Origin of the sequence: Halomonas sp. LES1 (assembly GCF_031846005.1) — a bacterium.
Lineage (GTDB): Bacteria > Pseudomonadota > Gammaproteobacteria > Pseudomonadales > Halomonadaceae > Halomonas.
Window position 1 is genome coordinate 1 of record NZ_JAVRGC010000001.1, and the last position, 22,051, is coordinate 22,051.

The 22,051-nt window shown below is 65.9% G+C and carries 12 protein-coding genes; 2 read left to right on the plus strand and 10 right to left on the minus strand.

All coding sequences use genetic code 11. The annotated features are described in order from the left end of the window. Positions 1-334: 334 nt before the first annotated feature. From RM463_RS00005 to RM463_RS00035, 7 genes are all read right to left on the minus strand, one after another. Positions 335-769: an REP-associated tyrosine transposase gene (locus tag RM463_RS00005; RefSeq protein ID WP_311428465.1), complete on the minus strand. Its 435-nt coding sequence runs from the start codon at positions 767-769 to the stop codon at positions 335-337. A 363-nt stretch (positions 770-1,132) separates the two neighbouring features. Beyond that, positions 1,133-2,473 (minus strand): aminotransferase class I/II-fold pyridoxal phosphate-dependent enzyme, encoded by a 1,341-nt coding sequence (locus tag RM463_RS00010; RefSeq protein ID WP_311428466.1) that lies wholly within the window; start codon positions 2,471-2,473, stop codon positions 1,133-1,135. After that, positions 2,470-10,248, minus strand: coding sequence for a type I polyketide synthase (locus RM463_RS00015; protein WP_311428467.1), 7,779 nt, complete (start codon positions 10,246-10,248; stop codon positions 2,470-2,472). Before RM463_RS00015 ends, RM463_RS00010 begins: the two co-directional genes overlap by 4 nt. Continuing rightward, on the minus strand, positions 10,245-11,861 hold the full coding sequence (locus RM463_RS00020; protein ID WP_311428468.1) for a sulfatase-like hydrolase/transferase: 1,617 nt from the start codon (positions 11,859-11,861) through the stop codon (positions 10,245-10,247). Before RM463_RS00020 ends, RM463_RS00015 begins: the two co-directional genes overlap by 4 nt. Next, on the minus strand, positions 11,858-12,634 hold the full coding sequence (locus RM463_RS00025) for an SDR family NAD(P)-dependent oxidoreductase (protein ID WP_311428469.1): 777 nt from the start codon (positions 12,632-12,634) through the stop codon (positions 11,858-11,860). The genes RM463_RS00020 and RM463_RS00025 overlap by 4 nt, the downstream gene beginning before the upstream one ends. Beyond that, positions 12,613-13,872 carry a capsular biosynthesis protein gene (locus tag RM463_RS00030; protein ID WP_311428470.1) on the minus strand — a complete coding sequence of 420 codons (1,260 nt, stop codon included), beginning with the start codon at positions 13,870-13,872 and terminating at the stop codon, positions 12,613-12,615. Before RM463_RS00030 ends, RM463_RS00025 begins: the two co-directional genes overlap by 22 nt. Continuing rightward, positions 13,873-15,888 (minus strand): capsular polysaccharide biosynthesis protein, encoded by a 2,016-nt coding sequence (locus RM463_RS00035; protein WP_311428471.1) that lies wholly within the window; start codon positions 15,886-15,888, stop codon positions 13,873-13,875. It lies immediately after the preceding gene. A gap of 125 nt (positions 15,889-16,013) precedes the next feature. Here RM463_RS00035 and RM463_RS00040 point away from each other — a divergent pair, with 125 nt between their 5' ends. Continuing rightward, positions 16,014-16,829 (plus strand): amidohydrolase, encoded by an 816-nt coding sequence (locus tag RM463_RS00040; protein WP_311428472.1) that lies wholly within the window; start codon positions 16,014-16,016, stop codon positions 16,827-16,829. Then, a complete protein-coding gene (locus tag RM463_RS00045; RefSeq protein WP_311428473.1) occupies positions 16,829-17,527 on the plus strand; it encodes a pseudouridine synthase in 699 nt (232 codons plus the stop codon). Before RM463_RS00040 ends, RM463_RS00045 begins: the two co-directional genes overlap by 1 nt. Here RM463_RS00045 and RM463_RS00050 read toward each other — a convergent pair. The 3 genes from RM463_RS00050 to RM463_RS00060 all read right to left on the minus strand — a co-directional run bounded on the left by RM463_RS00050 (position 17,524) and on the right by RM463_RS00060 (position 22,050). Continuing rightward, positions 17,524-19,173 (minus strand): GGDEF domain-containing protein, encoded by a 1,650-nt coding sequence (locus RM463_RS00050; RefSeq protein ID WP_311428474.1) that lies wholly within the window; start codon positions 19,171-19,173, stop codon positions 17,524-17,526. The genes RM463_RS00045 and RM463_RS00050 overlap by 4 nt on opposite strands. 212 nt (positions 19,174-19,385) lie before the next feature. Further along, positions 19,386-20,963, minus strand: a complete 1,578-nt coding sequence (locus RM463_RS00055) for a dipeptide ABC transporter ATP-binding protein (RefSeq protein ID WP_311428475.1) — start codon at positions 20,961-20,963, stop codon at positions 19,386-19,388. Continuing rightward, positions 20,956-22,050 (minus strand): ABC transporter permease, encoded by a 1,095-nt coding sequence (locus RM463_RS00060; protein WP_311428476.1) that lies wholly within the window; start codon positions 22,048-22,050, stop codon positions 20,956-20,958. Before RM463_RS00060 ends, RM463_RS00055 begins: the two co-directional genes overlap by 8 nt. Position 22,051: the final 1 nt, after the last annotated feature.

A 22,051-nucleotide genomic window follows, 5' to 3' on the forward strand; every position in this document is an offset into this window, starting at 1 on the left:
CCGTAGTGCCGTTGTAGGAGCCGGATTTATCCGGCGATGGTGTTTGGCGGTGCCATATCAATCGCGCGATAAATCGTGCTCCTACGATGTTGCCGCCGTAGTGCCGTTGTAGGAGCCGGATTTATCCTGCGATGGTGTTTGGCGGTGCCATATCAATCGCGCGATAAATCGTGCTCCTACGATGTTGCCGCCGTAGTGCCGTTGTAGGAGCCGGATTTATCCGGCGATGGTGTTGGTGGCGGTGCCATATCAATCGCGCGATAAATCGCGCTCCTACAACGTTGCCGCCGTAGTGTCATTGTAGGAGCCGGATTTATCCCGCGATCAGGTGCCCTTATAGCCAAATGGCGTTCCAATAGGGATAGTCGCCAATGTTGTCAACCAGACCAGCACGCAGAGGGTTGGCGACGATGTAGCGCGCGACTCGCCGCAGGTCTTCCTCTTTTCTCAGAGCGTGATCATGGAAGCCGCGTTGCCATATGGGGATGCCGACCTCCCAGGAAACGCGGCTCTTGTACTTGCGCACTGCTTCGGAAAGGTTGGTATGTAGCTCCAGAAGCCAGTGAATGTGGTCTGGCATGACGACGAAGGATAGGGTTTCTGCACTGGCCAGTACGGTATGGTGGTAGAGGTTGCGTGACGCGATGGCCGCATGGCCATAGGTATGAAACCAGGGTTGCCGGTGACGGGTAACAATGGTGACAAGATAGTAATGGCCGGGTAGGGATACACGCCCCTTACGAAGCGAATGGCCATGTGGTTTGTCCATGACGATTACCCAACAATGACAGGTTACCGGTCAATATAGAGTCGGCGATGAAGCTGTGCCAGGTGGTTTGGTTTTGGTTAACGCTGGTCAATCGCTGACGTCCAGATCGCCGACATGTCGGACCACCGATAAATCGGGCTCTTACGAGGGGCTGTGGTTACTCCGTGGCTGGAATCGCCCGATAAATCGGGCTCCTACGACGTTGCCGCCGAAGTACCATTGTAGGAGCCGGATTTATCCGGCGATGGTGTTGGCAATCGCCGACGATCAGATCGCCTGATAAATCGAGCTCCTACGAGGTGGCAGCTGCAGTGACCTATCAATCGCGCGATAAATCGCGCTCCTACGACGTTGCTGCGACAGTTATACCGCCATGGCACTGGCTAGGGCGCTCAAGGTCTGGTCGATCTGTTCGTGAGTGTGCTCGCAGCTGAGGAAGAAACGCAGCCTGGCGCTCTTCTCCGGTACTGCGGGGTGGAGGATAGGTTGGACGTTGATGCCGCGCTCGAACAGGTCGTGGGAGAGCCTGGCGGCGAGGGGGGAGCTGCCGACTATCACCGGGATTACCGCGGCGCCGATGCTGTGGCCGGTGTCGAACCCCATCTCTCGAGCCTGCTCCAGAAAGTAGCGCGAGATGTCATGCAGGGCCTGGACCCGTTCGGGTTCCTGCTGCATCAGCTGCAGGGCGGTGAGCGATGGAGCGGCGACCTGGGCGGGCATGCCGACGCTATACAGAAACCCCGGTGCCAGGTAGCGCAGGGTCTCCACCAGGGCGGTGCAGCCGGCGATATAGCCGCCGCAGCCGGCCAGGCTCTTGCTCATGGTGCCCATCCAGATATCCACCTCTTCGGCGGGCAGGTCGAAGTGCTCGCGCAGGCCGAGGGCGTGATCGCCCAGCACCCCGAATGAGTGGGCCTCATCGACCATCAACCAGGCCTGGTGGCGGCGCTTGAGTTCGATAAAGCGCGGCAGGTCCGGCACATCGCCATCCATGCTGTAGAGCCCTTCGATCACGATCAGCACACGCTCGAACTGGCCGCGATACCGGGTGAGCATTGCATCCAGCGCCGCGGCGTCATTGTGGGGGAAGGGGATTCGCTTGGCCCCGGAGAGCTGGGCCCCCACCAGTGAGCTGTTGTGAATGTACTCATCATGGAGCACCAGGTCCCGGGGGCCCAGCAGATAGCCGAGGGTGGAGACGTTGGTGGCATGCCCGCTGACGAAGGCGACGGCGTCTTCCACACCGTAGGCGGCGGCGATGGCCTGCTCCAGCTCGCGGTGGATCGGACGCTCACCGGATACCACCCGGCTGGCCGAGACCGAGCTGCCGTAGCGCTCCAGGGCCTGCTGGCCGGCGCGATTGACCCGAGGATCGCCGGAGAACCCCAGGTAGTTGTAGCTTGCGAAGTTGATGACCTCGCGGCCATCGATGGTCGAGGTGGCCCCGGCGTTGCCCTCATGCACCTTGAAGAAGGGGTCCGTCAGGCCGAGCCGGCGGGCCCCTTCGCGCAGCATGCTGATCTGCAAGTAACCGGGGTGCGCATCGAAGCGGGTAAAGCGCTCCGGCACGCTGCCGGCCGTGCCAGCCCCGGGTTGTGCTCCCCGTTCCGTCGACAAGGGCGCCCCCGCCTTGTCACGCGGGCGCTGGCGCTTGCGGGCCTGGGCCAGCAGTTGGTTCTTGAGGTCGACACGACGTTGGCTCATGGCTGGACTCCCTCGATCTGCCTGGCATCCTGGCCGAGCTCCGCGGCGCCATGCTGGCTGGTCAGTGTCGCGAACCGGTCGCTTTCGTCCGGCTCCTCCTCGTCACCGCCGTGCTGCAGCTTCTGGATCAGCACGCCGGCCAGCTTGTCGATGGTCGAGGCTTCGCTCAGCACCATCACCGGTACATTGATACCGATACGTGACTCGATGGCAGTCATCAGCTCGACCCCCATCAGCGAGTCGAAGCCCATCTCGTAGACCGAGCGCTGGGTATCGATCTTCTCCTCATCGATCAGCAGGATGGCGGCGAGCTCGGCGCGCAGCAGGTCGATCACCGCCGTGTGCAGCTCCTTGGGGCTCAGCGTGGCGAAGAGCTCCGCGAGATTGTCGCCGTTGTCATCGTTATGGCCATCATCATCGGCCTGGCGGGCGATCTCGTTGAAACGCGGGCTCTGGGCGGTAGGCAGGAAGCGCGCCAGGGCCGACCAGTCGAGCTCCAGCACGCCCAGGCTGGGGCCGCCGAGCTGCTCGTCCCGGCCCAGCAGCAGTTGCCCCATCACCCGGAGGGCGTCATCGGAGCGCAGTGCCGCGCCACCCAGTCGCTCCTGCAGGGCGTCGCGGGTGCGGGTGTTGCGGGCCAGGAAGCCCACATCCTCGATGGCCCCCCAGCGCAGGCAGGTGGCGGGCAGGCCCTGGTGGCGACGCGCCGCCGCCAGCGCCTCGAGCCAGTGGTTGGCGGCCACATAGCTGGCCTGGCCCGGGTTGCCGAACAGGGTGGTGGCCGAGGAGTACATGACGAAGAAGTCCAGATCGGCGCCGCGGGTCAGGGCATCCAGATGGCGGGCGCCGTCGATCTTGGGGGCCAGCACCCGGCGGATGCGCGCCTCGTCCAGGTTCCGAATCAGGCCATCGTCGATTACCGTGGCGGCATGCACGACGCCACGCAGGGGGGGAAGCGTGGCACGGCACTCGCCGAGCAGCGCCTCCAGCGCCTGGCGGTCGGTGATATCGCAGGCTGCGGCCACCACCTCGACCCCCATGGCCTCGAGCTCGGCGACGCCGGCCCGGGCCTCGTCACTGGACGCACCGCTGCGCCCCACCAGTACCAGGTGACGGGCGCCGTTTTTCGCAAGCCACTGGGCGGTCTTCAGGCCGAAACCGCCCAGGCCACCGGTGATCAGGTAGCTGGCCTCGGCCGGTAGGCTGAGGCCAGCCCCCGGCTTGTGTCGGAGTTCCGCGGGAGCCTGGGCCTGTTCGTGGGTGACCACCACCTTGCCGATCTGGCGTGCCTGCTGCATATAGCGGAAGGCCTCGACTACCTGCTGGCTTGCAAAGGCGGTATAGGGCAGCGGGGTGAGGGTGCCGTCCTGGAACAGTGCCATCATCTCGCCGAATAGCTGGCCGGTGAGCTCGGGGAGCTCCTTCATCAGCTGATCGGAGTCGATACCGAAGTAGCTGAGGTTGTTGCGGAACGGGCGTAGCCCGATATGGGTGTTCTCGTAGAAGTCGCGCTTGCCAAGCTCGAGGAAGCGGCCGAATGGGCGCAGGGCGCGCAGGTTCTGGTTGATCGCCTCGCCGGCCAGGGAGTTGAGCACCACATCGACGCCCCGGCCCTCGGTTACCTCGAGAATCTCCTCGCCGAAGGTCAGCGAGCGAGAATCGTAGAGGTGCTCGACTCCCAGCAGGCGCAGGAAGTCACGCTTCTCGTCGCTGCCGACACTGGCGTGGATCTCCGCCCCAAGCCACTGCGCGACCTGGATGGCGGCGATGCCGACCCCACCGGCGGCGCCGTGGATCAGGATCTTCTCACCCGGGGCCAGTCGCGCCAGGTGCTTCAGCGCGTAGTAGACCGTAAAGAAGGTGGTCGGGATGGTGGCCGCCGCGGCGAAGCTCACGCCCTCGGGCACCGGTGCCACGGCCTGGCGACTGGCGACCAACCGATCGCTGAAGCTGGCGGGGCCGAAGCCTACCACCGCATCGCCCACCGCGAGATCCTCCACCCCGTCGCCCACCCCGTCGCCCACGGCGGCGACCACGCCGGAGAACTCCAGGCCCAGGGTGGGGCCGGCGAAGCCGTTCTCGATCGCCTCGTCCGAGAGCAGGCCGAGGGTGTACATGACGTCGCGGAAGTTGAGGCCGGTGGCCTGGACGTCGATCTCCACCTCGCCGGGGCCCGGCAGGGGCAGCGCTATCGGCGTCCAGCGCAGGTGGCGAAGCTGGCCAGGCAGTTCGAAGCCCAGGGTCATCGCCTGGCGTTCGTTCGGTTGCGGTTCGGCAGCGGCAGTCGGAGCCGGCACGGTGCGCAGCCGGGTGGCGAAGCGTTGGCCATCGCCGTCGAGCACGATCTCGGTCTCGGCATCGGGGGCGGTCAGCTCGTCGAGCAGCGCCTCGATCACGGCGTCGTCGAGCTCCCCTGAGGGGAGGTCGAGCAGGCGCACAGCGTAGCCGGTCGACTCGTTGGCCAGGGAGCGACTGAAGCCCCAGAGGGCGGCGTCCAGATTGGGGATTACCTCCGAATTCGCCACCGGATGGTTGTAGGAGCGCGATTCGGCGACAGGATCGGGGGAGGTGCCCAGATCATTGTAGGAGCGCGATTTATCGCGCGATTCGGTGCCGCCGGGTGATTGCGTGGCCTCCGCTGATCGCCGAGATGTCGGACCACCGGTAAGTTGGGCTCCTGAATCCAATCGCCCGATAAATCGGGCTCCTACGGGGGGCGCTAATCGCCGGTTCAACCCTTGCCACATGGGGGCGACGCCGCGGGTGATCAGCCATAGGCTGGCTTGCTCGCCGAGGGGCTCGAGGCACTTGGCCCACTGCATGGCGTGCTCGCAGCGCTGCTCTCCCTGTCGTAGATCGATGATCGTGACGGGTCGCCCTTCGCCATTCTCGATGGGGTCGACGGCAGCAGTGACCCGGGCCTGGTGGCCGCGGGCGGCCAAACCGGCGGCCAGACGCTCGGCTAGAGAGTGACCAGTGTCGTCGGCGATCAGCTGGTAGCTGACCGTCTCGACGCTTTCCCCAAGGGTAGAGCCCAAGTCCTGCTGAGGGTCCTGATGCCATTGAGCATGGACCAGGTAGGCGCCGCGCTCGTCGTCTTCCAGCGGGATCTGTTCGATATTGCCGGCGCCGAGGGCTGCGAGTTCGGCGATAACGTCGTCGCGTTCCATGGCCTGCAGCAGGACGCCTTCGTCCTCGAGGCCAGGGGTGGCCAGCAGGATGTCGAGCCAGGCGCTGGGCTGGGTGCCGACTACCAGCAGCTGGGCACCGGGGGCCAGGCGCTGGGCCGTGGCCTGCAGCAGGCGACGGTTGCGCTCGCAGTGACCGGGCTCGAGGCTGACCAGGGCCAGCTGGGCCTGCGGTCCTCGCGCGGCGGCGCCGTCCAGGCGCTCGATATCGATCAGCGGGAAGCGCTGCTGCAGCTGCTCTACCTGGTGCCAGGCCTGCTCGCCCACGCCGAGGATGGCGTAATCGCAGCGGTCGGGGTCGAGCAGATCGCAGAGTCGCTCCCCCAGCGCCGGTGCGGCGGCACCGGCCTCGAGCAGGCGCAGGCGTTGGCCGTTGGGCAGCCCCTCGAGAACCGAGGGCAGCGCCTGGCGCAGGGCTCCGGCGATCGCCTGCCAGCCGGCGGCCCCCGGTAACTGGCGCGTCAGGTTCGCCAGGACATCGGCGTTGAGGCCCAGGTCCTCGGCCGTGACTCGGCCCTCCAGCAGCGCCGCGAGGTGCAGGCCGAAGCGCCCCAGGCGCTGTACCGGCGCGAAGTGGTCGGGATAGTCGCGCACCAGCAGCTGCCAGATGGCCTCGGGAGCGACCGCTTCCTCGTCGTCCATTAGCGTCCAGCCATGCTCGTCAGCCTCGAGGTGGCCAGCGGCCTGGAGGTGGGCGAGTATTTGGTCGAGCAGCCGGCGGCCATCGAGATGGGTGCGCGTGAGCTCGCGATAGCGCGCCTGGGAGAGGGTGTTTTCAGTAGTCGCCAGTCGGCGCAGGGCCTGGGCGGCGAAGGCGTCGGCCAGGCTGTCGAGCAGTGGGTCGACCTCGTTGGCGTAGCGGCGGCCGGTCAGGCGCGTGAAGTCGTCGAGCAGGCTCGGCATGGCGGCATACAGGGCGCCGAGGTCGAGGGCATCGACGCTGCTGTGGCGCGGCGCCGGGGTCAGCGCCACATCCAGATAGCTGAAGCGCTGGTGGTGCTGGCGACGCAGGCGAATCGCCTTGAAGCGCGTCTCGCTGAGCACTGCCACGGCCTGTCCGTCGGCATCGAAGAGTTCGAAGTCGGCGGTGAAGGAGTGTGGCGCGTGCTTGAGCATGCGCGCATGGGCCAGCGTCGGCACGCCGGCATCGGTGAGCAGCTGGAGGCGGCCGACGCGCACCGGCACGAAGGCCATGCCGTCGCCGTCGACTCCCTGTCGGCGAGCCTCCTCGGCCAGCAGCGGAATAAACAGCTGGAAGGCGCTGTCGAGGATGCCTGGGTGCAGGTTCAGGGGCTCGAGGGTGTCGCGAACCGCGGCGGGCGGTTCGATGGCGCCGAGGATGCTGTCACCCTCGACCCAGGCCCGGGAGATCGCCTGGAAGGCGGGGCCGTAGTGCAGCCCGAGCCGTTCGGCCTCGGCGAGATGCTCGGCCAGGTGGATATCGGGCTCGCGAGTGGGCAGAGGCGGGGCCTGGCGGCGCAGCAGAAAGCCACGGCTCTGCTCCATGACGCGGGCCACGGCATTGAGCTGCCACTCGCCCTCGCCCAGTGGTTCGCGAGAGCGAATCTCGAGGCGGCCATCCTTGGGGGCGAGGTGCAGGCGCATGCGGCGGCCATGCTGGCTGTCGAGCAGCAGGGGAGCGTGGATCTCGAGCTCCTCGAGGTCCAGGAGGTCGACATCACGCCAGTGGAGGGCGGCGGCCAGGGCGAGTTCGACGAAGCCGGCGCCGGGGAACACCGCACCTTCACCCACCACATGGTCGGCCAGCCAGGGCAGGCGGCCGGTATCGAGCTGGCTCTCCCAGGTATGGTCCTGCTGCGCCAGGCGGTAGCCGAGCAGCGGATGTTCGTAGTCGCGCTCGAGCAGCTTCTGACCCTCGGCGGTGCCGGTGAGCCAGTAGCGTTCACGCTGCCAGGGGTAGCGGGGCAGCTCGACGAACTGGCCGGCGACCGGGAACCAGCGGGTGTCGTCCTGGGGCATGCCGCTGAGCAGTGCCTGGCCGATGGTCCGGGTCATGCATGCAGCGCCAGGCTTCTCGCGCTCCAGGGTAGCGAGCACTTGGCCGTCGCTCTCGCGGTCACGTAGGGCATCGCTCAGGTAGCGACGCAGAATGGGGTGGGCGCCGATCTCGATGAAGAGGCGGGTGCCGTCGTCGATCATGGCCTTGATGGCGTCGTCGAAGCGCACCGGCTGGCGAATATTGTGCCACCAGTAGTCGGCACCCAGCTCGCGACCGGTCAGGCGCTCACCGGTAACCGTGGAGATATAGGGGAGCGTCTCCTCGCGGGGGGTGATAGCCCTGAGCGAGTCGATCACCCCGGCCTCGATGGGGTCCATGGACGGGCTATGGAAGGCGTAATCCAGCGGCAGACGCTTGGCGAAGGTGCCGGCATCGGTCAGGGCCTGCTCGAGGCGCGTCAGGGCGGCCGGGTCGCCGGCCAGGGTGACGCCCCGTGAGCTGTTGATACCTGCCAGGTGCACCCCCGGGTAGTCGCCGGTGGCGAGCCACTCGTTGATCTCCACCTCGCTCAGCGCCACGGCGCTCATCTCGCCCTGGCCCCGGGTCTTGCCCTGGTGGTGGCTGCGGAAGTAGATGACCTTGACCGCATCCTCAAGGCTGAGGGCGCCACAGGCCCAGGCGGCGGCGACCTCACCCACGCTATGGCCCGCCACGGCGGCTGGCGCGATGCCATGGTGGCGCAATAGTCGGGTGAGGCCGACCTGCACGGCGAAGAGCGTTGGCTGGGCGATCTCGGTCTGAGCCAGGCGCTCCTCTGCATTAGGCCCCTCCCCACTACCACCCTCACCGGTGCGCCCCCCTTCGTTGCGCCCCTCGAGCTCGGCGCGCAGCGAGAAGTCGCCATAGCGCTGAAAGAGAGCATCCACCTCATCCACGGCGACGGCGAAGATGGTCGAGCCTGCCAGCAGGTCGGCGCCCATGCGCGCCCACTGGCAGCCGTTGCCGGCATAGATGAAGCCGGGTGCGCTGGGGTCGACCAGGCGTTGCCCCAGGGTGACCTCGGCGGGATCCTCCCGGTCAGGGTCGGCGAAGGTGGAAAGCAGGCGGGCGGCCTCGGCCTTGCTGTCGGCAAACAGCAGGGCGCCATCCCGATGGTGCTCGCGATGGTGGTGCAGGCTGTGGGCGATATCGTAGAGGTCGGCGTCGCTCTCCTGGAGCCAGGCGGCGAGGTCGCCGGCCATGGCACGAAGGGCGGGCTCGCCGCGCGCCGAGAGGCGCAGCGGCAAGGCACCGCGCGGCTCGGTGGCGCCATGAGGCCGGGTAGCGTCGTGAGGCTCGGTGGCGGACGCAGGCTGCGGCGCACTCTCCAGGATAACGTGGGCGTTGGCACCGCCGAAGCCGAAGGAGTTGACGCCGATCACCAGGCGGCCCTCGGGCTTCAAGGGGTGGGCCTCAGTCACGACCTCGAGATTCCACTCATCGAACTTAATGTTGGGGTTCAGCTTGCGGATGCCGATGGTCGCGGGCACCTCGCGGTGCTGCAGGCTGTAGAGCGCCTTGGCCAGGCCGGCCACACCGGAGGCGGTCTCCAGGTGGCCGACATTGCTCTTCACCGAGCCGATGGGCAGCGGTGTCTTGCGGTGCTTGGCCAGGGCCTCGCCGATGGCACGGGTCTCGATGGGGTCGCCCACCGCGGTGCCGGTGCCGTGAGCCTCCAGGTAGTCGATCTCGTCGGGTGAGATGCCGGCCTGGGCGTAAGCCTGGCGCATCAGTGCCACCTGGGCGCTGGGGTTGGGAACGGTCAGCCCTGACTTGTGACCATCGGTGTTGACCGACGAGCCCGCCACCATGGCGAGGATGTGGTCGCCATCGGCCATCGCCTTGTCGTAATCCTTGAGCAGGAAGAGTCCGGCCCCTTCGGAGCGCACATAGCCGTTGCCGTCCGCGTCGAACACCTGGCAGCGCCCGGTGGCGGAGAGCATGCTCGCCTTGGAGAAGATGATGAAACCGTAGGGGTGCAGGTGCAGGCTGATGCCGCCGGCGAGCGCCATATCGGTTTCGCCGGAGCGGATCGCCTGGCAGGCCTGGTGAAAGGCAACCAGTGACGAGGAGCAGGCGGTATCCAGCGACATGCTCGGTCCATGCAGGTCGAACACGTAGGAGAGTCGGTTGGAGGCGATGCTCGAGGTATTGCCGGTGGCGGTGGAGGCGTCGATGGCCGCCATGTCATCGGCGATGCGATAGGCATAGTCCATGCTGGCGATGCCCACGAAGACCCCGCACTGGCTGCCGCGCAGAGTGGAGGGCACCACGCCGGCGCTCTCCATGGCCTCCCAGGCCAGCTCCAGCAACATGCGCTGCTGGGGATCCATGCTGGTGGCCTCGCGCGGAGAGATGCCGAAGAATTCGGCATCGAAGCCGCTGATATCTCCCAGGCTGCCGGCGGAAAAGGTCACGCTGGTACCGGGGTGGCGGCGGTCGGGGTGCTGGTAGGCCTCATGGCTCCAGCGATCCTCGGCGACGTGGGTCACCAGGTCCTTCTCGGCTTGCAGATCACGCCAGAACGTTTCGGATGTGGTACCCGGGAAACGGTGGGCAGCGCCGATAATGGCAACACGTCGAGTCATGCTTGCTCCTGCGAGTGGCGCCAAGGCGCCACGCTTGTGTCCTTGGGGGTGTTATTTACGACGTCCTGTCGACTGGGTGAGCAGGGTTGAGTGTGTTCAACAATCTGTTGAAGCAGTTCAACACCCAGTTCAGCGACGTGACGCTGAAGAGGGCACCGTGGTGGCTGGGATCGCTGCGTCGACCAGATCAGGTAGTCCGTGGTGCCTGCTGGATCGCCGAGGTGGTCATAGGCCTTGTCCATGATGGGCACATGGTCACCGTACCAGCACAGCAGGCCACCTCGCGTCTCCTGAGCCAGGCGCTGGCTCACGGCGCCCAGCATGGCGTCCGCATTGCCTAGGTGGCGCAGGTAGACCGCCAGATCGTCGAGTCGTGCGCGCTCGCTGTCGCAGTCGAAGTCTCGCGCCAGGCGTTTCCAGTCCTCCTTCCTGGGCGGCTCCAGATTCAGCGGGCCATGATTCTCCATGGTGATGACAAGGATGAAAAGTGGCTGGTCGTCGGCGGTGTCGAGGAGTCGGCGCACGCGCTCGGTTAGTGCCGCATCGCCGATATACTGACCATCCTTCTCACAATCATCAAAATCACCGATATCCAGAAACTCATCGATGCCAAGCGCCGGCAGTACGCGATCACGCTGGTAGAAGCTGGCGGGGTAGGGATGTATGGCCACGCAGCGATAGCCCCACTGCTTGACCGCACGTAGCAGGTTGGGGGGCGGCTGGAGCGAGAAGCGGGCATAGGGGCTGAACTGGTGAATCCCCAGTCCTTCTGGTGTCAGGCCACTGAGAAAGGCGGCCTCCGTGCGAACCGTATTGGCGCCCCAGGCGGGCACCGTCAGTGGACCATGGGAGAGGCTCGTGGCCTTTAGTCGGTCCCAGTGGGGGAGCACGTCCGGGCAGACGGCATCGCTCCAGCGACGCGGGTCGAAGAATGACTCGCTCTGCACCGCCACCACATGGGGCAATCCCTCGCGATTGACGGCGGGTGCGTTGCGAAACGCTTTCGGCGATCGCCGCTCGTCCAGGGGTTGCTTGAGCCGGCGCGCATAGCTCCATAGATAGGCGTAGAGCCCCAGCGCGACCAGGTCCTCGGCGGGCCGCAGGGTAATCGCTGGCAGACGCCGCAACCCGGCCACCAGCAGGCCAACACCCGCCACCGTCAGTGTGGCGACGGAGAGCAGGGCGGCCCTGGTCCCCACGTCGTCGAGCCACCAGGGCTCGAGCCACAGGAAGGCGGCGATGGCGAAGGCCCCGGCCAGGCTTGCGCCGATCGCCAGCCCGATGCCGAAGAAGGGCACGTAGAGGCGCGGGTGACGCATGGCGTCGATGAAGTAGGCGAAGTCCTGCGCCAGAAAGGGTTCCTTGAGCGAGTGCCACTTCACGTGGTGGCTCTGCAGCAGCACCAACTGGAGAGAGAGGATAAAGGCGGTGGCAAACCAGGGGCGCTGCACCACCAGCAGAAAGGCGGCATACAGCAGGCACCAGGTGCCGAGATGCACCAGCAGGGTCGCCGGTGGGCGTTGCCAGCATGGCGTGACCCTAGGGCGCACCAGACCCTCCAGCAGGAGGCTGGCCCCACCGCCCAGCGTAAAGGCGAGCAGCAGGGCCGTCATGGCTTAACCCCGTAGCCGAACCAGCCCACCAGACGCTGGGCGAGGCCGGCGGGGAGCACGGCCAGACACCAGGTGCCGAAGGCCAGCGGGAAAGGAAAGCTGATGCGGGCGCGATTGCGCTGGACGCCGCGCCGAATGACGCGGGCCGCCCGCTCGGCCGACCATAACCAGGGCTTGGGGCCCGGCATGCCATGGGCCATGGCCGAGGCGACATAGCCCGGCATGACCACGGTAACCCCCACCCCATGGGGGGCCAGCCAGCCGCGCAGGGCTTCCCCATAGGCCTTGATGCCTGCCTTGCTGGCACTGTAGCTGGGAGTGGCCGGTAGCCCATGCCAGGCCGCCAGCGAACTGATGAAGACGATCTGACCGCTGCCCCGCGCCTGCATGCGTGGCGCGAGCTCCTGCGCGATACGCATGGGCACCCGTAGATTGAGCGTCATCAGCCGGCTGGCGGCGTCAACCCCCTCTCCGTTGCCGTCTGGCTGGTGACTGATATTGATACCGGCGGCCAGGATGACCAGGTCCGGCAGGCGAGCGTCCCTGAGCGTTTCCAGCCAGCGGAGCAGGGCGTCGGTGTCGGTCAGGTCGTGAGGCGACAGGGTGACCTCGGCCCCCAGGGCGAGGCATCGTCCGGCGAGCGCTTCCAGCGCTTGACGGTTGCGTCCGTTGAGCATCAGCTCGACGCCGGGTTCGGCATAGGCCAGGGCCAGAGCACCGCCGATGGCGCCGCTGGCACCGGTAATCAGGATCAGGCGGCGTTCGACAAGCATGACAACCACGATTCCAGAGTGGAGTGTTCGGCTTCCAGCTGCGGCAGGGCATGGGTGATGGCCAGCTCGATGCCCTGCCGACAGTAGAAGCCGCCATTGATCTGGGCGCAGTGCAACAGGGTGGTAAGAAAGGCCTGAAGCAGTGCTCTGTCCGGGGGCGTTGCCTGCGTCCAGAACTTGTCCAGTGAGCCCGCGTGGGTTAGCCCCGGCAGGGCGTAGATCGGGTCGCTAAGGGTCAGCGTGGGGCAGCCATTCTCCAGGGCGACCAGCCCCGAGGTGCTGTTGACGGTGACCATGCCGGCCGCCTTTTTGAGCAGCAGGTTGAGATCACCAGTCTCCAGATAGTGGATTCTCCCAGTCAGCCCCAGCTCGGCCTCCAGGCGGTTCAGGGGGGCGGCATAGTCGACCAGCCCCATGTCCAGTGGGTGGTTCTTGACCACCAGCCGTGCCTCTGGCACGGCGTGAGCGGCGAAGGAGCGCAGGGTGGTGTCGATGACCTGGCGCATATCCTTGAACGGTGAATGGTCGCGGATCTGGGCGTCGCCATTGAGCTGCAGGGCCAGCACAAAGTAGGGGGCATGCCCCGTGGCGAGCTGTTGAATGCAGGCGCTATCACGCCGGTGGCACCGTGTTATGCGTAGCCTGGTGAAGCGCTTGATATAGCCCAGATATTCACGCGGGGCCGTGACCGGGGCGTGGTTGCGATAGGCGGGAAAGGTCAGCGGGTTGACCAGCCCGGCGAGATGATAGGCGACGTCATGCATGGCACGTACCCGAAAGCGCGTGCGAAACCGGCTCGTCGCCGGCGCCGGGTCGAGCCTTGGGGCGACCTGCCGATACCAGGCGGGGTCTCTGGGCAGCAGCGAGTGTGCATTGACCCCTTCGCGCTCCAGGGTGACCCAGAAGGGGCGCAGGTAGCCCTCCTCGAACACATGGTTGCGAACGCCCCGGGAGCGAGCCACGGCGATGGCCGGGCGATGCACCGGGCGGCGGTCGCCGAACATCACCTGGTCGGTGATAGCGTATCGCTGGTAGAGGTCGGCCAGGAAGGTCGGCAGTTGTTCCAGGCGACCGCGAAAGTGGTGCTGGGTCAGTCCTCGGCGGTAGAGGCGATCCCCCGCATTGAAATTGACCACATGCACCCGATGCCCACGCGCGCCTAGCCGCTCGCCGAGCCGACGAAAAAACGGCGTGCAGGGGCCTTGCAACAGTAGAAAGGATCGTCCTTGGTCGCGCATCTAGTGTCGTCCGATGAAGTGGTTACGGTACCAGCGATAGAGGCGGTGGGGCAGTGGCGGCGCGCCGGTGGTGCGTCGCTGCTGTTCCAGCAGGCCGACGACCGTTTCGACGTTGACGAGCCGGCGCGTGCGTGGCTCGACATAGGTGGGGTAGCGAATCAGGCAGCCGGCCACCAACTCATCCAGGGTAAGCCGGCGGGTCCGCCTCGGGCAGGTTGGCCCGCGATGCCGAGTCAGCCCCCAACCCGCATAGAACGGCACTCCCCATGTCGTCACCGGGCACCCGCGCAGCAATGCCTCGAAACCAGCCAGTGAGCTCATGGTATGAAGTTCATCGACTCGATCGAGTAGTGCCGTAATACTTATGTCTGTCAGAAGGCAATCATACAGCTGTTTTGCCTGGGCATCGAGTTGTCCAACGCGGGCGCCGCTCACGACATCAGGATGCGGTTTGTAGAGGAGATAAGCATCGGGGTGGGCATCCCGCACGCGGCGAATCAGCTCGGCGTTGGTGGCTATGTTGGGAGCGCCGAGGCGTACCGAGGCGTCGCTCTCCACCTGGCCCACAATAAGCAGAATATGCTTGTCCCGGGGAAGCGACAGCCCGTGATCCTGGTCGCCAACGTTATACTTGCTCAGCCCCAGGGCAACGATTCGCTCACGCAGGCGTCTGGCTCGCGCTAGTAGGTGGACCGAGAACTCGCTCTCCTCGAGCAGTGTCTCCAGGTCGCTGGGGCGGCTAGGGTCGTAGTGGATGCCACTGCCATCGATCACCAGCGATAGCGGCCGTACCAGGTCCACCCCGAGACCGACTGAGCGGATGAAGCCATCCTCCATTCGCCATGGCCTCGGCAGCGCTTGATGCCGGGCCAGTTTCTGGTGTGTCTGACGGTCGCTCGACCACACCAGCAGGTGCTCCCAGGGTGCTGGGTCGGCGTGGGAGACGCTCCTGGCGTGGCGCAGGCTGGCGCACCCTCCGAGGAAGTCACCAACGAAGCCCCGCTTCCACGATGAGAAGCCAATACCTATCCACTCGCCCGCCAGTTGCGCTTGCCGTCGGCGCTGGTCGGCAATCAGGTCGATGGTGGCTTCAAGCGTCGATGGTTCACCGGTATAGGGGTTGGCGTAGCGGCAGTAGCGCAGGTAGGCCGCAGCGAAGAGCTGCTCCAGGGTGCGAGACTGGCCTCGCCGTTCGCAGCCGAGACGGTCGTCGGTCACGCCCCAGCCGGCATAGAAGGGCATGCCATGACAGACGACCCGGCGGCCGGCCAGCAAGGCCTCGAAGCCGAGCTGGCTGGTGACGACGTGAACGCAGTCGACCGCGTCGAGCAGCTCCCATGGGTTGAGGTCGTCGCCCAGCAGCTGGCAGCGCGGGTGCTTGCGGGCCGCCTCCAGCAGGTGCCCCCGCTTTTTTTCTGCAATCACATCGGGGTGCACCTTGACCAGGATGTCGGCCTGTGGATGCTCATCGAGGGCAACCTGCAGCATGGTCTCGAAAGTGGCCGCATCGGCGAGTCCGAACTCGATGGAGGCGTCGCCGGCGGTTTGATCGACCACTAGGACCCTCGGTCGATCGGCGGGCGGCAGTGGTTGAAGTGGAGCATGGTTGTACTTGGTCAGGCGGTAGTGGCGCAGTAGCGCCATGCAGTAGCGGGCTCGCCCCAGTTCTTCTGCATCGAATGGGGCCTCGAGAATAAGATTCTCGAGATCCGACGGCCGGGTGGCGTCGTAGTAGATACCGGCATGATCGACCACCAGGCTATGCGGTTGATGGCCGCTGACGCCGAGCCCCCAGGAGCGCAGAAAGCCATCCTCCAGAGACACATAGGGAATCCCTCGGCGCGCCGCGAACTGTCGGGCCTTCCGGCTAGTTGGCTTCAGCCCCCAGCCCAGCACGGCATCCGGCCGTTGCCAGGGTCGCAGCCTGGAAAAGCGTTGAAATTCGCCGAGACAGGCAGGGAGAATAGCGAGTCGACGAATGCCAGGCGTGGCACAGGCGGCGGTTAGGGGAGGCATCCTGCTACGTGCTCCATGCTGTAACGATGGGGGCGCATTGTACGCGATTCCCCTGGCGCTGGCTGACGATGATCGCCGTGTGGGGTAGTCTGGGCGTCAATATAGTCATCCCAGAGGGAGTACCGATGAGCGAGCTGAGAACGACCCTGGTGCAGTGTGATCTGCGCTGGGAGGATCCGACGGCCAATTGCCGGATGCTGGAGGAGACGCTTGGCGATCTCGGGGGGGATGACACCGACCTGATCGTTCTGCCGGAGATGTTTGCGACGGGCTTCACCATGAACTCTCGCGAGATGGCCGAGCCCATGGGTGAGAGTGCCACCGTGGCCTGGCTAAGGGAGCAGGCGTGGCAGCGGGGCTGCGTGGTCACCGGTAGCGTGGCGGTGGTCGACAATGGCGACTACTACAACCGGCTGGTGTGGGCGCGTCCCGATGGCTCCTACGCCACCTATGACAAGCGCCACCTGTTTCGCATGGCCGGCGAGCACGAGCGTTATGCCATGGGGCACGAGCGCGTGATCGTCGAGCTCAAAGGCTTCCGGATTCTGCTCAGCGTCTGCTATGACCTGCGCTTCCCGGTCTGGCTGCGGCAGCAGCCGGGCGCTGACGAACACTTCGAGTATGACGCCCTGCTGTGTGTGGCCAACTGGCCGGCACCCCGGCGCCACCCCTGGCGTGTGCTACTGCAGGCGCGGGCCATCGAGAACCTCTGTCCGGTGATCGGGGTGAATCGTGTCGGCGAGGATGCCAAGGGGCTGCCCTACAGTGGTGACTCCATGCTGATCGATGCCAAGGGCGAGGCGCTGATCGACGAACCCGAGGGCACTTCCTTTGTGAAGACCGCCACGCTCTCCCTGGAGGAGCTGCAGCGATTCCGCGACAAGTTTCCCGCCTGGCGCGATGCCGACCACTTCCGCCTGTCGGATGGGGTGGGCTGCTGATGCGTCTCGACCGCTTTATCTGTGAATCCACCGAGCTGACCCGCAGCCTGGCCAAGAAGGCGATGCATCGCGGCGAGGTCTGCGTCGACGGCGAGGTCATCAAGAACCCGGCCACCCAGGTGAACGAGGCGAGTCGCGTGACTCTCCAGGGCGAGCCGCTGGTGCTGGTGGGCCTGCGCTATGTGATGTTGCACAAGCCGGCCGGCGTCGAGTGTACCGCACGACGCACGCTCTATCCGCGCGCCATCGACCTGATCGATCTGCCGATGCTCGACCGTCTGCAGACGGTGGGGCGCCTGGATGTCGATACCACCGGTCTGGTGCTGCTGACCGACGACGGTCAGTGGTCGCACCGGGTCACCTCGCCCAAGCGGCGCTGCGGCAAGGTCTATCGGGTAACGCTCGACGAGCCTCTCGAGGGGAGTCGGCTCGATGATGCCGTTCGCGACTTCGCGGAGGGGGTCGTGCTCGAGGGTGAGGAGAAGCCGACCCGGCCCGCCGAGCTCTCGATGCGCGAGCCGCGCGTCGCCGAACTGGTCCTCTACGAGGGCAAGTATCATCAGGTGAAGCGGATGTTTGCGGCCATCGGCAATCACGTCGTGGCTCTGCACCGTGAATCGGTCGGTCCGCTGGCCCTGGGCGAGCTGGCCGAAGGCGAGTGGCGCGAACTCTCTCCAGAGGAAGTTGCCACCTTCTAGCCAGAAGCGATCGATGGCGATGAGTCGAGCGTCACCGCACTCCAGGTGGCGCTGCGATTGCGCCCCCCGTATTTCGCCTGATAAAGGGCCTTGTCGGCGAGTCCCAGCAGAGCGATGGGCTCACGTGCATGACAGGGGTAGGTCGCCACCCCGCATGATAGGGTAATCGTTGGCAGCGCCATCTCGGCGTATCGCATTCTCAGCTGCCGAACGCTCTCGACCAGCGCTTGAGCACGCGCTTCGGCACTTTCGGTGGTAGCGCCCGGCAGTAGGGCCACGAACTCCTCGCCTCCCAATCGGCACACCACATCGGCATGGCGAAAATGATCCTTCAGGAGCTCGGCCACCGACATCAGCACGCTGTCTCCTGCGGCATGCCCATATCGATCGTTGACCTGCTTGAAGTGATCCAGGTCGATCATGATCAATGACAGTGGCGTCCCCTCACGGTCGGCGCGCGTGGCCTCGTGCTGCATCAGCTCATCGAAGTAGCGGCGATTCTTGAGCCCGGTCAGTGGGTCTTCATAGGAGAACTCCTCGAGCTTGCGCACCAGATGGTCGAGCTCGACGGTACGCGTGCGCACCTGCTCCTCCAGGTGGTGATGGAGCCGGGTAAGTTGGTGTTGGGTACGTCGATAGTCCCATAGCGACACGCCGACGATGGTAAGTGAAAAGACCAGCAAGCCCAGGCTGACGGGCACCTGGCGCCACGCTAGAAGGCCGTGGGCAACGGCCATATCCGCCAGCAGCAGGCCCGCCATGATCGCGAAGCTGCCGATGATCCAACGCTGTTCACCCTTCAGGCGGCGGAAATCCCAGGCGGAAACCGCAAGCATCAAGGGCAGGGTGATCGCCAGCATCAGATCGAAGGGTGGATAGGTGCTGGCGATGGTCACCAGACCCAACTGGCTGAGCCCTACCGCACCGAGCAGATAAGCTAGATGCAGGCGCCAGAGAGCCTGAACGCAGCGTTGCGGAACCCCTGTCATCCAGTGCGTGAGTAGCATCCCGATCCCCACTGGCAGGATGAAGTACCCGGCAGCCGCCAGGCCGTCCCAAATTAATGGTCGGTTCACAAGCAGCTGGCTGGCTTGTGTCTCGGCAAAGATCATGGTGCTGGCAGCCAGTGAGAAAAGCGCCACCGCTCCTAGGCTGTGGCGCTGGGTGCCTACAAGGGCAAAGCAGCCGGCGAGCAGGGCAACGAGCAACGAGAAGGCGCTGATCACCACATCGGTCCAGGAACGCTTCATGACCAATGTCAGCAGGTCAAGACGATCCAGAACCATCGCTTCTCCCCAGAGGCCGATATCGGTGTAGTCGGAGAACACCCTGATATGTAGGGGCTTGCCGGCAAAGTCGTCCGGCAGCTCGATCATATGCCAGGGCCACCCCGCAAACTCGCCGCGGCCCCGAGCGTCAAACTCGCCGTACTGATACAGCGGCTTTCCATCAAGGTAGAACTGGGCAATCAGGTCGATGCTGTAGATGTATAGGACGGGGTCTCGCCACTCCCCTGCGGGGAGCACCGTTCGTAGCCACAGGATTTCGTGATTCTGGCGGTCGGGAGGGTTGGAGGGGAAGTCGATGGCCTGCCAGCCGGCCTCCCCGGTTTCGTTTAGCCAGGCGAGAGACTCTGAGGGATCCACGGGCGAGTCGCCCCAGCGCCACTCCCACCCGGCGATCGGCTGTGATGGCGACGCAGTGGCGACGGGTGTCGCCAGCAAACACAACAGGCTCAGCAGCAGGGCTAGGCAGGGGCGCATGGGGCACCGCTTGAAAACGGGACAACGCCGATTATAGACCGGACTTCGGGTTGCGCCCCCATCGACTCAAACGGGGAGAATCAACGCAAGGTTGGTCATGTCTGTCGGCTCGCCGCGGCCACCAGGGCGCGGGTATAGTCGCTGCGTGGCCGTTCGAGCACCTCCAGGCAGTCGCCCTGCTCCACGACCTCGCCCTCCTTGAGTACCAGGATGCGGTGCGCCATGGCGCGTACCACCGCCAGGTCGTGACTGATAAACAGATAGCTGATGCCGCGTCGCGCCTGGAGGTCGCGCAGCAGCGCCACCAGCTGTTTCTGCACGGTGCGATCCAGGGCCGAGGTGGGCTCGTCGAGCACCAGCAGTGCCGGTTCGAGGATGATCGCCCTGGCCACGGCGATACGCTGGCGCTGGCCCCCCGAGAATTCATGGGGGTAGCGGTCGGCGCACGCCTCGGGCAGCCCCACCTCGCGCAGGGTGTCGGCCACGCGGCGGCGGACTTCCCCCTCCTCGAGCTCCGGGTGGTGGAAGCGCAGCCCCTCGCTGACGATATCGGCGACCGGCAGTCGAGGGGAGAGCGAGCCGTAGGGGTCCTGGAAGACGATCTGCACCCGCTGGCGCATGCGCCGCAGGGCGCCGCCGGAGAGACCGTCCAGGCGGGTGCCATCGAGATGGATCTCGCCGTGACTCTGCACCAGGCGCAGCAGCGCCATGGCAAGCGTGGTCTTGCCGGAGCCGGACTCGCCGACGATGCCCAGGGTCTCGCCATGACCGAGCCGCAGCGACAGGGGTTTTACCGCCTCGAAGGCCGGCGGGCGCTTCATCAGCAGCTTCTTGGGGCGCTGGAAGCTTACCCCGAGACGCTCTGCCTTCAGCAGCGGCGTCGTCGAGGCGACCGCCACGGGGCGGCCGTCGGGCTCGGCCTCCAGCAGGGTCCGGGTGTAGGCGCTGCGGGGCGAGGTAAAGACCCGCTCCACCGTCCCCGTCTCCTGTTCGCGGCCCTGGTAGAGCACGCACACCCGGTCGGCGTGCCGACGCACCAGGTTCAGATCATGGGTGATAAACAGCATGCCCATGCCGTGCTGGTCACGCAGCTCGGCGAGCAGGGCGAGGATCTCCTGCTGCACGGTGACATCGAGTGCCGTCGTGGGCTCATCGGCGATCAGCAGCTCCGGCCCATTGGCGATGGCCATGGCGATCATGACCCGCTGGCGCTGGCCGCCGGAGAGCTGGTGGGGCCAGGCGTCGGCCAGCTCCGCGGCGCGGGGCAGCTGCACCTGCTCCAGCAGTTCGATGACCCTGGCCCTGGCCCCCTTGCCGGAGAGCCCCTGGTGCAGGCGCAGGGTCTCGCCGATCTGCTTGCCGACGGTATGCAGCGGATTGAGCGAGGTCATCGGCTCCTGAAAGATGAAGCCCACCCGGCCGCCGCGAAGGCCCTGCCAGTCACGGGCGCGCAGGCGGGCGAGATCGGTATCGCCCAGCCAGCGGCCGCCGGTCACGCGGGCGTTGCCCGGCAGCAGGCCCATGGTGCCCAGCGCCGACACCGACTTGCCGGACCCCGATTCGCCGACCAGAGCCAGGGTCTCCCCACGCCCGACGCTGAGGGTCAGGCGCTCCACCACGCTGACGCCGTCGAAGGCGATGGAGAGGTCCTCGAGACGCAACAGGTCAGGCATCGGCGGGACTCCTCTCGATGGCCGGGGCGGGGGCAGCATGCTGGATATGCCGGGGGTCGAAGGCATCACGCAGACCCTCGCCGATAAATACCAGCAGCGAGAGCATCAACGACAGGCTGACGAAGGCGGTGATGCCGAGCCAGGGGGCATGCAGGTTGTTCTTGCCCTGGGCGACCAGCTCGCCAAGCGAGGGTGAGCCCGGCGGCAGGCCGAAGCCCAGGAAGTCCAGGGCGGTGAGGGTGGTGATGGCGCCGGTAAACAGGAAGGGGATAAAGGTCAGGGTGGCGACCATGGCGTTGGGTAGCACATGCCGCCACATGATCAGCCTCGGCGTCAGCCCCATGGCGCGCGCTGCCCGCACATACTCGAGGTTGCGGGCGCGCAGGAACTCGGCGCGCACCACGTCGACCAGGCCGAGCCAGGAGAACAGCAGCATGATGCCGAGCAGCCACCAGAAGCCGGGCTGCACGAAGCTGGCCAGGATGATCAGCAGGAATAGCACCGGCAGGCCCTGCCAGATCTCGGTGAAGCGCTGGCCGATCAGGTCGGTCTTGCCACCGAAGTAGCCCTGGATGCCGCCGACCAGCACACCCAAGGCGAGGGAGCCGGCGGTCAGCACCAGGGCGAAGGCCACCGAGAGTCGGAAACCATAGATCACCCGGGCCAGTACATCACGCCCCTGGTCGTCGGTGCCCAGCCAGTGGCGAGCATCGGGGGGGGCCGGCGAGGGGCGCATCATCTGCATGTCCAGGGTCTGGTACGAGAAGGGCACCGGCGGCCACAGCGCCCAACCGTGCGTCGCGATCTGCTCGCGCACGAAGGGGTCGTGATAATCGGTGGTGGTCGGCAGGAAGCCATCGAACTCGGTCTCGGGGTAGTCGATCAGCAGTGGTACATACCACTCCCCCTGATACTGCATCACCAGGGGCTTGTCGTTGGCGATCAGTTCGGCGGCGAGGCTCACCACGAACAGGGCGCCGAAGATCCAGAGCGAGACCCAGGCACGGCGATTGGCCCGGAACACCCCGAAACGGCGCCGCGTGATGGGGGAGAAGCGCCCCGCCAGCTTGGTAAAGGCAGAGACCATC